The 13872-nt window shown below is 71.7% G+C and carries 13 protein-coding genes and 1 pseudogene; 12 read left to right on the forward strand and 2 right to left on the reverse strand.

Translation table 11 applies throughout. From position 1 onward, the window contains the following. Positions 1-46 precede the first annotated feature (46 nt). The 10 genes and pseudogenes from Q4V64_RS15425 to Q4V64_RS15470 all read left to right on the forward strand — a co-directional run. On the forward strand, positions 47-1237 hold the full coding sequence (locus Q4V64_RS15425; protein ID WP_124442547.1) for a glycosyltransferase family 4 protein: 1191 nt from the start codon (positions 47-49) through the stop codon (positions 1235-1237). Positions 1238-1242: 5 nt separating this feature from the next. After that, positions 1243-1968 (forward strand): class I SAM-dependent methyltransferase, encoded by a 726-nt coding sequence (locus Q4V64_RS15430; protein WP_124442558.1) that lies wholly within the window; start codon positions 1243-1245, stop codon positions 1966-1968. Then, positions 1965-6179 carry a DUF3367 domain-containing protein gene (locus tag Q4V64_RS15435; RefSeq protein ID WP_124442559.1) on the forward strand — a complete coding sequence of 1405 codons (4215 nt, stop codon included), beginning with the start codon at positions 1965-1967 and terminating at the stop codon, positions 6177-6179. The genes Q4V64_RS15430 and Q4V64_RS15435 overlap by 4 nt, the downstream gene beginning before the upstream one ends. After that, positions 6176-7444 (forward strand): condensation protein, encoded by a 1269-nt coding sequence (locus Q4V64_RS15440; protein ID WP_124442546.1) that lies wholly within the window; start codon positions 6176-6178, stop codon positions 7442-7444. Before Q4V64_RS15435 ends, Q4V64_RS15440 begins: the two co-directional genes overlap by 4 nt. Then, positions 7441-8190: a class I SAM-dependent methyltransferase gene (locus Q4V64_RS15445; protein ID WP_124442545.1), complete on the forward strand. Its 750-nt coding sequence runs from the start codon at positions 7441-7443 to the stop codon at positions 8188-8190. Before Q4V64_RS15440 ends, Q4V64_RS15445 begins: the two co-directional genes overlap by 4 nt. 15 nt (positions 8191-8205) lie before the next feature. Further along, positions 8206-9111, forward strand: a complete 906-nt coding sequence (locus Q4V64_RS15450; protein WP_124442557.1) for a hypothetical protein — start codon at positions 8206-8208, stop codon at positions 9109-9111. Continuing rightward, a complete protein-coding gene (locus Q4V64_RS15455) occupies positions 9108-9332 on the forward strand; it encodes a Trm112 family protein (protein ID WP_124442544.1) in 225 nt (74 codons plus the stop codon). Before Q4V64_RS15450 ends, Q4V64_RS15455 begins: the two co-directional genes overlap by 4 nt. Further along, positions 9329-10174 carry an FkbM family methyltransferase gene (locus Q4V64_RS15460; protein ID WP_124442543.1) on the forward strand — a complete coding sequence of 282 codons (846 nt, stop codon included), beginning with the start codon at positions 9329-9331 and terminating at the stop codon, positions 10172-10174. The genes Q4V64_RS15455 and Q4V64_RS15460 overlap by 4 nt, the downstream gene beginning before the upstream one ends. After that, positions 10143-10760 carry a hypothetical protein gene (locus Q4V64_RS15465; RefSeq protein ID WP_124442542.1) on the forward strand — a complete coding sequence of 206 codons (618 nt, stop codon included), beginning with the start codon at positions 10143-10145 and terminating at the stop codon, positions 10758-10760. The genes Q4V64_RS15460 and Q4V64_RS15465 overlap by 32 nt, the downstream gene beginning before the upstream one ends. Positions 10761-10920: 160 nt before the next feature. Next, positions 10921-11106 (forward strand): annotated as a pseudogene (locus tag Q4V64_RS15470) (hypothetical protein); the annotation flags it as partial. Between the two features lie 52 nt (positions 11107-11158). On the opposite strand, the gene Q4V64_RS15475 reads toward Q4V64_RS15470, so the two are convergent. Together Q4V64_RS15475 and Q4V64_RS15480 are read right to left on the reverse strand one after the other, a co-directional pair. Beyond that, positions 11159-11743, reverse strand: a complete 585-nt coding sequence (locus tag Q4V64_RS15475) for a Uma2 family endonuclease (RefSeq protein ID WP_124445675.1) — start codon at positions 11741-11743, stop codon at positions 11159-11161. 539 nt (positions 11744-12282) lie between these two features. Further along, the gene (locus Q4V64_RS15480; RefSeq protein WP_124445674.1) at positions 12283-12549 is read right to left on the reverse strand and encodes a hypothetical protein; all 267 of its coding nucleotides are present in this window, start codon (positions 12547-12549) and stop codon (positions 12283-12285) included. Positions 12550-12794: 245 nt separating this feature from the next. Between Q4V64_RS15480 and Q4V64_RS15485 the strand changes: the two genes are divergently transcribed. Continuing rightward, the gene (locus Q4V64_RS15485; protein ID WP_124445673.1) at positions 12795-13658 is read left to right on the forward strand and encodes a helix-turn-helix transcriptional regulator; all 864 of its coding nucleotides are present in this window, start codon (positions 12795-12797) and stop codon (positions 13656-13658) included. Beyond that, entirely contained in the window at positions 13655-13858 is a 204-nt protein-coding gene (locus Q4V64_RS15490) for a DUF397 domain-containing protein (protein WP_124445672.1), read from the forward strand. Before Q4V64_RS15485 ends, Q4V64_RS15490 begins: the two co-directional genes overlap by 4 nt. The last annotated feature ends 14 nt before the right edge of the window (positions 13859-13872 follow it).

The following is a 13872-nucleotide window of genomic DNA, read 5'->3' on the forward strand; positions in this document are numbered from 1 at the left end:
CTTCCCCCACACCTCGTTCCGCACCCTGAGACGAGTTGGAGCACCCATGCCCCAGCACGTGCCTTCTTCTCCCCCACTCTCGGCTTCGCTCGAGCGGGGGGACCCCCACCGCGCCGCGGCCCCACGCGCCGCGCAGCACCCCTCGGCGCTCCCCCCACCTCCGCGCCACATCGTTTTCCTCGCCCATCGAGATCTGGACAACCCGGCCGCGGGCGGCTCCGAGCTGCTGGTCGACCGGCTCGCCGACGGACTGACCCGGCTCGGCCACCAGGTGACCCTGCTGTGCGGAGGGCCCGCCTCGTACCGGGACTACCGGGTCGTGTCGGCCGGCGGCGAGTTCGGCCACTACCTGCGCGCCCGTTCGGCCTTCGCCCGCCAGGTCGGCGACTGCGACCTGCTGGTCGAGGTCTGCAACGGCATGCCGTACCTGGCGCCCCTGTGGCACCAGGGACCCACCCTGTGCCTGGTCAACCACGTCCACACCGACCTGTGGAAGATGCGGTTCGGCGGGCCGCTGACCCCGGCCGCGCGGCTCGGCCGAAGACTCGAGCACTGGGCACTGGCCGGTGCCACCCGGCACCGGAGCCTGCTGGTCGCCGTCTCCCCCTCCACGGCCCACGCCCTGCGCGCGATCGGCGTCGAACGCGACCGCATCCGTGTGGTGCACAACGGCGTGGAGGAGCCCGGCCCACGCGCCGAACGCTCCCCCGACCCGCTGTTCGTCGCGGTGGGCCGGCTCGTCGAGTACAAGCGGATCGATCTGCTGCTGCGGCTGTGGGAGCGGGTGCGGCCGGTCACCGGTGGCCGGCTGCTGATCGTCGGTGACGGACCCGAACGCGAACGCCTCGAGCAACTCGCCGGTCCCGGTGTGGAGTTCACGGGGCATGTCTCCGAGGCCGAGAAACACCGTCTGCTGTGCGCGGCCTGGCTGCTGCTGCATCCCTCGGCGGTGGAGGGCTGGGGCCTGGTGGTCACCGAGGCCGCCGCCCGCGAGACCCCCTCGATCGCCTTCGACGTACCCGGCCTGCGCGATTCGGTCGTGGACGGCGAGACGGGCGTCCTCGCGCACGGCGAGTCCTCCTTCGCCGCCGCGTGGTGCACCCTCGCCCTGTCCCACCATCGCCGTGAGCTCATGGGCAAGGCGGCCCGCGACCGCGCGGCGCGCTATCGCTGGGACCGGACGGTCGGACAGTTCCGTGCGGTGGCCGCCGAGGCGGTGAGGAGCTGGCCGCCGTGACCGGTCTGAAGGACCCCTCGATACGCCGCTCGCTGGCCCTCTTCCGCGCCTTCCTGCGCGAGCAGCAGGACCCCGAGAGCTGTTACGCGCTGCTCGCGAAGGACGCCGTCGACCAGGTGGAGTCCTACGACGGCCCCGTCGCCGGCCGCACGGTCGTCGACGTCGGCGGCGGCAGCGGGTACTTCACCGAGGAGTTCCGGCGCCGGGGCGCCCGGGCCCACCTGTTCGAACCGGACGCGACGGAACTGGGCGAGAAGCCGCCCGAGGGGACGGTCATCGCCGACGGCTACCTGCTGCCCCTGTACGACGGGGTCGCGGACGTCACCTTCTCCTCCAACGTCCTCGAGCACGTGGCCGATCCGCAGACCTTCCTCAGCGAGCTGGTCCGGGTGACCCGGCCCGGCGGGCTGATCTACGTGTCGTTCACCAACTGGCTGTCCCCGTGGGGCGGTCACGAGTGGGCGCCGTGGCACTACCTGGGTGCCGAGCGGGCCCGCGCCCGCTACCGGCGCCGTACCGGAAGGGCCGCCAAGCACACCCTCGGCGAGAACCTGTTCGCCGTGCACATCGGCCCGACCCTGCGGCAGGTGCGCTCCCGGGACGACGTCACGGTCGTCTCGGCGCGCTCCCGCTACTGGCCGTTCCTCGCCGAGACCGTGGTCAGAGCTCCCGGGATCCGCGAGGTGGCCACCTGGAACCTCCTCCTCATCCTCCGGCGGTGTCCACGATGACGACGTCCACGGTCCAGGCTCCTCCTCCGGCAGCCGTCCCCAGTACCGCGATCATGTCGGGGCCGCCCGAGGTCCCGCGCTCGCGGCGCTGGCTGCTGGGATTCTGGGCCGTGGCGTTCGTGCTGTTCCTGGCGGTCCAACCGGGCCGGCAGACCTTCGACACCAAGCTCGGCGTCACCGTCGACCCGGGCCGGTTCATCTCCGACCTCGGCCAGTTGTGGCACGACCAGGGCTCGTTCGGCGGGATCCAGGACCAGTACGTCGGCTATGTCTGGCCGATGCTGCCGTTCTACTGGCTGGGCCACGCCGTGCAGTTGCCGGTGTGGCTGGTGGAGCGGCTGTGGCTGTCGCTGGTGGTGTCGGTCGCCTTCTGGGGCGCGCTGCGGCTCGCCGAGCGGCTGCGTATCGGCAGTGGCGCGTCCCGGCTGCTGGCCGCCGTGGCGTACGCGCTGTGGCCGGTGTTCACGATCGTCGTCGGCTCGACGTCGGCGGCCGCGCTGCCCGGCGCCTTCCTGCCCTGGGTGCTGCTCCCGCTGGCCGACGAACGCTACAGCGCCCGGGTCGCGGCCCTGCGCTCGGCGCTGCTGGTGCCGTTCATGGGCGGCGTCAACGCGGCCTCGACGCTCGCCGCCCTGCTCCCGGCGGGCCTGTACCTGCTCTCCCGCCCGCCCGGGCCCAGGCAGCGGGGGCTCATCGCCTGGTGGACGCCGGGCGTGATCCTGGCGACGGCCTGGTGGTGGATCCCGCTGCTGCTGCTCGGCACCTACGGCGAGAACTTCCTGCCGTACGTGGAGAGTTCGCATACGACGACCGAGACCATGTCGGCGACGGAGGCGCTGCGCGGCGGTGGGAACTGGGTCGCCTATCTGCACCTCGTTCAGGCGTGGCTGCCGGCCGGCTGGACGGTGGCGTCCGCGGTGGTCGTGATCGTCTGCTCGGCGCTCGCCGCCGGCCTTGGCCTCGCGGGACTGGCCCGGCGGGACATGCCGGAGCGCCGCTGGCTGGTGCTGACCGTGCTGACGGCGGCGCTGGTCCTGCTCGCCGGGTACGGCGGCGCGTTCGGCGCTCCCTTCCACGGGGCGGTGCAGGACTGGCTGGACGGGACCCTGGCGCCCTTCCGGAACGTCTACAAGTTCCAGGTGGGCCTCGCTCTCGCGCTGGTGCTGGGGATCGCCCACCTGGTGGGCGTGGCCTCCGAGACACGCGGCGCCCGCCGGGTGCGGGGCCGCCGTTTCGCCCCGCTGATCGCGGCCGTCCTGATCCTGCCCGGCCTGCTGTGGCCGTACCTCAACGGCTCGATCCTCAACCCCGGTTCCTTCCAGGAGCTGCCCAAGTACTGGCAGGCCACGGCCGACCGGCTGGAGAAGGACTCCCCCGACTCACGCGCCCTGGTCGTCCCCGCGACCGCGCACGGCATCTACACCTGGGGCTCCCCCATCGACCAGCCCCTCGACGCGCTCGCCGAGTCCCGCTGGGCGCAGCGTGACTACGTCCCCTTCGGCACCCCCGGCAACCGGCGCGCGATGGACGCGGTCGAGCAAGCGCTGCTGACCGGCGGCGAAGTCCCGGGCCTGGCCGACTATCTGAGCCGCGCGGGCATCTACTACGTCGTCGTCCGCAACGACCTCGACCCCGACCAGATCGGCTACACCCCGTCCTCGACCGTGAAGCGGACGCTGGAGCAGTCCGGCTACCAGCGGGTGACCGGACTCGGCCCGGTCATGACGGGCGGCCGGATCGCGCACGACACCCCCCTCCAGGTGGAAGGCCTGTACCCGAGGCAGCGGGCGGTGGAGATCTACCGGCCGGCGAGCGCGGACGTGCCGCGCCCCGGCCAGGCCCGGCTGACGCCGGTCGCCGACACGGCCGTCGTGTCCGGCGGTCCTGAGGCGCTGCTGCCGCTGGCCTCGGAGCTGCGCGGCCGGGCGACGGTCCTGACCGGCGACAACCATCCCGGGCTCGGCACTCCGCCGCTCCAGGTGGTGGGTGACGGTCTGCGCCGCGCTGACACGCGGTTCGGCCTGGTCAACGCCAACACGTCGTACACGTACACCCGGAACGAGCGCAACGCGTCCGGCGCCGCGCAGGACGCCGGTGAGAAACCGCACCAGATCCTGCCGGCCAAGGGCCTGGACCACCAGACGGTGGCCGAACTGCGCGGCGCCCGCTCCGTCACGGCCTCCTCGTACGGCAACTGGCTCTTCCATCTCCCGCAGTTCGATCCGGTGAACGCCTTCGACGGCAACCCGGACACGGCGTGGACGGAGGGCGTGGCGGGCTCGCCCAACGGCCAGTGGCTGCGGATCGCCTTCACCGACGACGCGTACGACATGCCGTCGTCCTTCAAGGTCACGCCGTTGCCGCAGGAGAGCGTGCGGTCGGCGGCGACGCGGGTGCGGGTGGAGACGGAGAAGGGGTCGGTGAGCAGCTTCCTCCGCCCCGACGGCTCGACGCAGACCGTCAAAGCGCCTGCGGGCGCGACGAGTTGGATGAAGCTGACGATCACCGACTCGGTGGCCCGGCGCACCGGTCTCGCGGGCGCCGGCTTCTCCGAGATCGGTCTGCCGGACGTCCAGGTGACGCGCATGCTCCGGCTTCCCACGGACGCCTCGGACGCCGCGCACACGGCGGCGTCGGCCGAGGTCATCTCCCTGCACCGCGCCGCCGACCCGGCCGGGTTCTCCCCGACGGGCACGGAGGCGGGCCTGCACCGCTCCTTCTCCACGGCGACGGCGGGAACGTACGAGGTGAAGGCGAGCGCGGTGCCGGTGTCCGGCGAGGCGCTCGACCGGATGCTGTACGAGGTCGCGCCCGACCAGCGCGACCGCATCACGGCGACCGCCGACACCACGGCGAACCTCGGCGCGGGCCTGTCGGCGCGCAACCTCACCGACGGCGACCTGACCACGGCGTGGATCGCGGGCGACAACCCCACGATCCATCTGCGCTGGACCGGAAAGCAGCCGATCGACGAGATCGTCCTGCCCGCCGCGGGCGGCCTGTCCGCCCGCCCCACCGAGGTGCACATCAGCTCCCCCGACGGGGCGACGATCGCCGGCGTGGACGAGAACGGCGCGGTCCGCTTCCCCTCGATCACCACCGACCGCCTGGACATCACGATCACCAAGACGGCCCCGCTGACCCTGCACAACCCGGTCGCCGACGAGGACCTGCAACTGCCGGTGGGCCTCACGGAGGCGTACATCCCGGCCCTGGACCGCTACCGCACGCCGCAGCCGAAGCCCGGCCGGACGTTCTCGCTGCCGTGCGGGCAGGGGCCCGTGGTGGCGGTGGACGGGGAGCTGTACCGGACGAGCGTGGAGGGGAGGGTACGGGACCTCACGGAGCGCCGTCCGGTGGAGGTGACCCTCTGTCAGTCCGGGCGCGACAACCCGGAGCTGGAGCTCGGTTCGGGCACGCACCGGGTCGAGGGCGGGGACGCGGGGCCGCTCACGCTGACCGACGTGACCCTGACCCGCGGCACGGTCGCCGAGGCCACGCCGATCGCCCGTGACCTGCGGATACGGGACTGGCTGGGCGACCGGCGAGAGGTGACGGTCGGCTCGGGCGCCGCCTCCTACCTGACGACGTACGAGAACTTCAACGACGGCTGGAAGGCCACGCTGGGCGGCAAGGAGCTCACACCGGTACGGCTGGACGGCTGGCAGCAGGGCTGGCGGATCCCGGCCGGGGCGGGCGGCACGGTGGAACTGTCGTACGAGCCCGCGACGACGTACGAGGCGGCGCTGATCGGCAGCGGGGTGGCGGTGGCGGCGCTGGTGGGCCTGGTCCTGTGGCGGCGCCGCGCCCCCAACCCCGACGGCCCGCAGCCGCTCCCGCCGTCGCCCGGCCTGTGGCTCGGCACGGTGGCGCTGACGCTGGTGGGCGCGGTGATCGCCGGATGGTTCGCGCTGCTGGTGCCGGCGCTGGCCCTGCTCGCGTACCGGCGGCACGCGCTGCTCGTCCCGATCGCGTTCGTGGCCCTCGCCGGGGCGGGCATCGCGGCGGCGACGGGGGCCGGGGAGCCGGTCGGGGCCGAAGAGGGCGCGTTCGGGCCCGCGGCCCAACTGCTCGCGCTGATCGGGCTGTTCGCGGCGCTGGTGAGCGTACGGGAGCCGGGGCCCGCGGCATCACAGACGTCGGAGGCGTCGACACAGCAACTGCCGCCGGTCGTGGTCGCAGTGGAGAAGGGGAGGGGCGAGCCGACATGACCGTACCCACGCGCATTCCGTTCCCCGTGGTGGACGAGGTGGCCCGGCACTGCCTCCAGGAGGAGGAGCCGGAGACGGTCCACATCGAGGTGCATCTGCCGGGGCGGCTGGATCCGATGCGTTTGCGCAAGGCGTTCACGGAGGCGCTGCATCGCCATCCGCGCATCCTTATGCGGGAGGCGCGGGGGCGGTGGTATCGGCGCCGGTACGAGTGGGAGTTGACGGCGGAGCCGGATGTGGAGGTGGTGAGTTTTCCGACGCCGGGGAGGGATGCGTTGCGGGACGCGCGGACAAGGGCGCTGGTGGAGGCGCCGCCGTTGTCCTTGTCGCCGCCGATTCGGTTGGAGGTGGTGGAGCCCGCATCGGGCACGGTGCTGTTCCTGACCATCAACCACACCGCCCTGGACGGCCCGGCCTGCCTCCGCGTACTCGCGACCGCAGCGGAGCTGTACGGCGGCAAGGACAACTCCCCCGCCGCACCGCCCGTCCGCGCCCCGGAAACCCCGCAAGAGCAACCACTCACCCCCTCCAACTGGTCCAAACCCGCCCGCGTAGCCCAAGGCACCCCCGAACCCTCCCCCGGCAACGGCCTCCTCGTCACCGAACTCCCCCTCCCCCACCGCCCCAAGGGCTCCCCCTACACCGTGAACGACCAGCTCATGGTCACCACGGCTCTCACCATCGCCCACTGGAACAGGGAACACGGCGCCCACCCCCGCCCCCTCCGCATCACCATGCCCGTGGACGACCGCCCCCGAGACACCACCATGCCCATCGGCAACGGCACCCGCCTCGTCGAAGTCCCCTTCAGCCCGGACGAGTTGCACGACACCACGCCCGCCCACATGCCCACGCTCCTGCGCCGCACGGCAACCCGTACCCGCGCCCTCAAATCCCTCCCCCGCCCCCAACTCGGCCACGGCGCCACGCTCGTCACCGCCCCGGTCACCCCCGTCGCCTGGCGCGCCGCGCTCACCCGAGGTCTGCGCAGGGCCGCCGCCCCCTGGACCTCGACGACCCTCCTCAGCAACATCGGCCGCATCCCGTACCCCCTGGACTTCGGTGCGGAGGCCGGCCGCGCGCACGCCGTCTGGTTCTCCGCCCCCGCCCGTATGCCCCGCGGCCTCACCGTCACCACCGCCTCCACGGCCGGCCGCCTCCACCTCGCCCTGCGCTGGTCCCGCGCCCTGCTCGGCCACGGCGACGGCGCCCACCTCCGGGATCTGTTCGAGCACTACCTGCACACGACGGAGGCCGGCACATGACCACCACCGCCCAGCCCCCCAAGGACCTGCGCGACTTCTACGAGGACCCCACCGTCCCCGTCGCCTCCGGCACCCCCCGCTCCCTCCGCCAGGCCCGCATGCTGGCCACCGCCCTCGGCCCGGCCACCGGCACGGACACCGGCACCCCCCGCACCATCCTCGACATCGGCTGCGGCGACGGCACCGCAGCCGCCACCGCCGCCCCCCTCCTCACCGGCCACCGCCTCATCGGCATCGACTGGTCGCAGGACGCCCTGAAACGCGCCCGCGCCCACCTGACGTACACCATCCGCGGCGAACTCAGCGGCGCCGGGCTGCCGTTCGCCACCGCCTCCGCCGACGCCGTGCTGTTCAGCGAGGTGATCGAGCACCTCGTCGACCCGGACGCCGCGCTCGACGAGATCCGCCGCGTCCTGCGCCCGGGCGGCCACCTCATGCTGTCCACGCCGAACCTGGCCGCCTGGTACAACCGCGCCCTGCTGCTGGCCGGCGTCCAGCCGGTGTTCTCCGAGGTCAGCCTGCGGGCCATCCACGGCCGACCCGGAAAAGAGGTCGTCGGCCACCTGCGGCTGTACACGGCCCGCGCCCTACGGGAGTTCGTCACCGCCGCCGGCTTCGACGTCGTACGCCTCGAAGGCGCCCCCTTCCACGGCGTACCGCGTCCGCTGCGGCCGCTGGACCGGCTGGCCTGCGTCAGACCCTCCCTCGCGTCGATCCTGTTGCTGCACGCGCGGAGGAGGACCTAGGCCATGTGGTGGGGAGTGGCCGCGGCCCTGTTGGCGAACGCCCTGTACAGCACCGGTTTCGTCCTGGAGAAACGCGCCCTGACCGCCCTGCCCGAGGTCAGCGTCCGGCAGCCGGCCCGGCTGCTCGGACTCGTGCTGCGCAGCCCGCTGTGGATCGGCGGTTCGCTCTCGCTCGCCGCCGGTTTCGGCGCGCAGCTCGCCGTCTACCGCACGCTGCCGATCGCCGCCGCGCAAGGCATCTTCGTCTCCGGTCTGGTGCTGCTCGTGCTGCTGTCCGCCCGGCTGCTGGGCGAGGAGACCACCGGCCGCGAGCGGTACGCGCTGGGCGCGATCCTCGCCGCGCTGCTCATGGTCGTCCTGTCGCTGAAGGAGAGCTCGGACACCGTGAGCCAGGCGGCCCCGTACCCGCTGGTCCTGCTGGTGTGCGTGCCGTCGCTGGCGGCGGGCGTGTGGCTGTACAACAACGCCGAGCGTCTCGCCCGCCACCGCCACCGGGCGCCGACCACGGGCGTCGAGTACGGCGTGGCGGTGGGCCTGCTCTACGGCGTCAGCTCGCTCGCCATCAAGGGCGTGTCGGGCTACCTGACCACGAACGGGCTCGGCGGCGCGCTGCTGGACCTGCTCCGCTCCCCGTATCCGTACCTCCTCCTCTTCACCGGCGCGTTCGGCCTGGTCATGTCCCAGGCGGCGCTGCAGCGCTGCCGGGCCTCGCTGATCGTGCCGGTGTGCACGACGGTGACCTGCCTGTTCACGGCGGTGCTCGGCACTCTCTCGTTCGGCGAGGCGCTGCCGCACGACCCGCTGCGGCTCGCCCTGCGCCTCGCGGGCACCGCCCTCGCCGTCTCCGTACTGCTGACCATGCCGAAACACGACCGCGCGCCTCAACCCCCCACTGCCGCCAAGGAGTTGACTCCACCGTGAAACCCGACGACCCACTGCTGAAGATCCTGGCGTGCCCGCTCGACAAGGGCCCGCTGCACCTCGTCGTCCCCGACGGGCCGGCGCGCACCGAGGCCCTGTACAACCCGCGCCTGCGCCGCCGCTACCCGATCGTCGACGGGATCCCGCAGCTGCTGCCGGCCTCCGGCGAGCAGGTCTCGGACGACGAACACGAGGAACTCCTCAAACGGATGGCCCCATGAGCACCGCGAGCACCACAACCACGCTGGCTGCCAGGCTCGCCCCCCTCCTGCCCACCCGCCTGGTCGCCGCGGCCGCCCGAGCCGTCTACCCGCGCTTCGAACCGGAACTGGCCCGGCTCGGCGACCTGTGTCCGCCGGACTGCGGCACGGCCGTGGACGTCGGCGGCTGGTACGGCCCCTGGACCCGGCGCCTGTCCGCCCGGGCGCACCGGGTGGTGACCGTCGAACCGGTCCCCCATCTGGCCCGGCTGCTCACCTCGGCGGCCCCGGCCAACGTCGACGTGGTCCAGGCCGCCGCCGCGGACCGACCGGGCACCGCCCGGCTCTGGCTGCCGCCGGACGACTCCGGCGACCGGGGTGTGTCGTCCCTGGTCCGCCGGGACATCCACGGCCACGCCCTGGACGTCCGCTGCGTCGCCCTGGACGACCTGGGCCTGAAGGACGTCGGCTTCATCAAGGTCGACGTGGACGGCAGCGAGCTGTCGGTGCTGCGCGGGGCGACGGGCCTGCTGGCCCGCGACCGGCCGGCCCTCTTCGTGGAGCTGGAGTCCCGGATCCAGCCGATCGCCCCGGTGGTGACGTACCTGGCCCTGCTCGGCTACGACGGCTGGGTACTGCCCGGCGACTCCTGGGTCCCGCTCACCGGCTTCCCGCTGGAGGCCCACCAGGAGCGCGCCTCCTACGTCGTCACGCACGGCCTGCTGCGCCGCGTCCTGCCCTTCCGCAGCCGCCCCCGCTACGTCAACTCGGTCCTCTTCCTCCCGGACGGCCGCCGACCGGGCGCGCAGGCAGTGCGGCACGATGGATCCCATGCCCTCCGGAAAGCCCCCGGCGAGTCCTAGTCCCTCCCGCCGTCCCTCCCGTCCCTTCACCCCGCTGGATTTCCAGCTGGTCCTGCTGCGCCGCATGGCCGACCACAATCCGGACCTCGTGGAGGAGGCCCGCCACGCCCTCGGCGTCTCGATCGCGGACATGCGCGAGGCCAACAAGCGGTGGCAGGCGATGGTCCGCTCCCCACGGTCCCGCTCCGCCGCCTCCCGATACCGCTCGATCCTCGGCGCACCCGAGTCCGTCCTCACCCGCAAGATCGGCGACCTGGAGTGCGAGGCCCGCCTGTGGCCCGTCCCCCTCTGGCCCGACCTGCGCTTCGAGGTCCTCCTCGCCCCGAACGGCGCCGTCTGGAACGAATGGCTGATCCGCGCCCCCGACGCCGAGTCCCCTCCCCTCCGCACCCTCGACGACCTCACCCCCTGGTCCTGCACGGTCGACGAGGCGGCCCGGGCCTTCACCCCCGCCCGCCCCCTCCAGGGCACGGCCCCGACCCGCTGGGGGCTCGCCTTCACGGCGCCGGACGGTCAGGGCGTGCGGCGGGAGTGTGTCGCGGAGTTCACGTGGGGGCTCTTGCAGCGGGTCGCGGTCACCGGGTAGCCGCCGCCAGGACGGCCTCGACGACGGCCGGTACCGACCCCGGATGCAGGAACAGGAACAGATTCGGCTCGACCAGCTCCAACTCCATCACCCGTGGCTCGCCGTCCTCCCCGTCCACGAGATCGACGCGGGCGTACAGCAGCTCGTCCGCGTCCGGTACGGCGGTCTGATCCAGGCGGTCGTGGAATCCGCCCTGCTCGGCGGCAAGGGCGCGCGTCTGGTCGTACCGGACGGGCTCGACGCCTTCACGTTCCTCTTCTCGTAGTCGGCGGGCCGCGCCGTCATCGCCGTACCGCGCTCGGAGAAGCTCCGCTTCACCGACATGTGGGGGGCTAGGGGTCTGCCGACGGTCGTTTGAGGATGAGGTCCCGCCCAGTTCCGGGCGGGACGTCATCTGCTCACCGCACGTAGTTCTTGAGGATCTCCGTGTCGAGCTCGATGCCGATCGGGGCGGGGACGAGCACCTTCTCACCGAACTTCGCCGTGTGAATGTCGCGGTAGCCACCGACCGTCCGGTCCGGGGCGCTGTGCAGCGTGACAGTGCAGGAGTCCCGGTCGATCAAAAGGTACAAAGGGATGCCGGACTGGCCGTATGCGGCCGGCTTCTCGTGCCGGTCCCGTCGGTCGGTGTCCGAATCGTACGAGGTGACCTCGACGACCATGAGCGCGCCGTCCGGGTCGGCCCATTCGCCGTGTCCCGCGAAGTGGGCCTCGGGTGTGATCACCGCATCCGGTTTCGCCCTGCCCTCCCGATACGTCTCCACCCGGAGCCCTCGGCCCTGATACAGATCCAGGTCGGGCCTGCTCTGCATACAGCGCCGGGCCAGCCAGGTCACGATGGTGTCGTGGTCTCCGTCCGCCACCTTTTTGACTCCGATCCGTCCGTTGATGAACTCCAACGTGACGGTCTCGGGAGCGGCGGAGGCGATCGTTTCGAACTCCTCCACCGACATCTGAGACGTGCGCTCGGCCATAACCGTCATGTTGCACCCCCTTCCAGGCGAAGGCCAGTGTTGTCCGTGGTCGGCGGTGCGGGGTGACTTTCCCTGCCGATCACGCTCACGGGTGATTGCCTTCTGGCCTCCTGGTACGTGGTCTTCTGATCGGTGCAGGCCAGACACGCGTACTCGGTCCAGCCCGGTCCAGTGGCACCGTGCGCGACGCCTACCGGCACGGGCTCGGTGGCCGGGCGCTGGCAGCGGGCACAGATGCGGGTTCGGTGCAGGCACTCCCGGCACATGCGCCCCATCCGCTCCACAGTGCCGTAGCGCAGGAACGGCGCCCGCCCGACCCCGCAGATGTCGCACAGGGCTTCGCCGCTCCTGCCCTCATTCATCCCGGCCATGGTTCACACCCACCTCGCTCCCGTGACGGACGAACGGCCCGGACATGCCCCACCCCAGCAGTGCTCGCCGCTGTCGCGGGTTGTGTGGCAGGGGATACGGCGATGGGGGCACCGGGAGTGCCGGGGCCGACTCTGCCGCGCGTCGGCGCCGGGAGAAGAGGCGACGGAGCCGCGCCCTCATGACTCCCGCCTACGGGTGACGAGTTCGGTCTCACTGACGAGCGACTGCCGCTCGGTGTGGTCGGCCAGCCGGATCCACAGGAACGCGTGCTTGGCGTCCACCTTGGGATAACCGGAGCCGAGCTGCACGACGACGCCCTCGAAGGGCTCGGGGCTCTCGTGGAGGCGGAGGTCGGGCGGGACGTAGGTGGTGCCGCGGACGCGGTCGCCTACGAGGAAGGGGGCGTCGGTGCGGGAGCGCTGGTCGCGCTGGGGAGTGGTCATGGGATGACGGTCTCGTTGGGGACAGTTGCTGCGCAATCGAACGTAGAAATCCCACCTGAAGTGGTATGTGCCGGAAGATTGGCAAAACCCTGCGCACGCAGGGCACGGGCTGTCACAATCGGGGCACAGCCAGTGATCTGCCCGGCACGGCGAGCCAACTGGCAGGCACCTACGTACGATTGGCGGGCATGCCCGCAGGAGGAACGGACACGGTGGCAGCGAAAACGGGGCCGACGATCCGGCGTATGCAACTCGGGCAGGAGCTGCGGCGCCTGCGCGAGCAGGCGGAGAGGGAGGACGGCACGGGGCGGGGGTTGACGAGGGCGCAGGCGGTCGATGGAACCAGCGTCTCCGAGTCGCAACTGCACCGCGTGGAGAAGGGGTTGACCAGCCTTCCCAAGGTGGAGCAACTCCGGCAACTGCTTGACCGGTACGGGGTCACGGACCTGGACGACGTCGACTTCCTGCTGGATATCCACAAGAACTCGCTGAGTCGGGGTTGGTGGTCCCCGTACCGCGGCTTCATGCCGTCCGGCTTCAGCATCAGCGTCGGTCTGGAAGGAGATGCCAAGATCCACCGCGCTTACCAGCCGTCGGTGATGTTCGGCCTGTTCCAGACAGAGGCGTACATGCGGGCGATGTTCGAGAACGCCAAGCCCGTGGACGAACGGAACACCGAATTCGTCGAGCGGAACATCGAGATCCGGCTGCGTCGCAAGGACGCCATCACGCGCAGCGACCGGCCGGTCGAGGTGCATGTGATCCTCGAAGAGGCCACGCTGCGGCGGGTTTTCGGCAGCGCGGAGGTCATGCGGGAGCAGTACCAGCACCTGGCCGAACTGGCCGCGCTGGAAAACGTGACCGTGCAGATCCTGCCGATGGCCGTACCCGTTTACCGCTCCATCACGAACTTCACCCTCATGGAGTTCGAGCGCCCGCTGCCCACGGTCGTCACTATGGACACCTGGGAGGGCGTCACCGTGTCGGACAAGGACACGGAGATCTGGAAGTTCTCCCGCAGGTTCGACGCCATGCGGGCCGAGGCGGCCCCACCCCGGGACACACCACGTTTCCTGGAGCGAGCCGCACGAGAGTTGGAAGAGTCATGAACATCCCTGAAGAAGCCTGGTTCAAGTCCTCCTACAGCGACGACCAGGGCGGCAACTGTGTCGAGGTGGTCAACCTCCCCACCCACACCTCGGTCGCCGTCCGCGACTCCAAGCTCCCCCACGGCCCCATTGTCACCCTCCCGCCGGATGCCTTCGCCGCGTTCGTTGACCACTTGCGCCACAGTCGCTGCCCTTGGTGAGCCCTCACTCTCGG

Origin of the sequence: Streptomyces sp. NL15-2K (genome assembly GCF_030551255.1) — a bacterium.
In the GTDB taxonomy this organism is placed as follows: Bacteria; Actinomycetota; Actinomycetes; order Streptomycetales; family Streptomycetaceae; genus Streptomyces.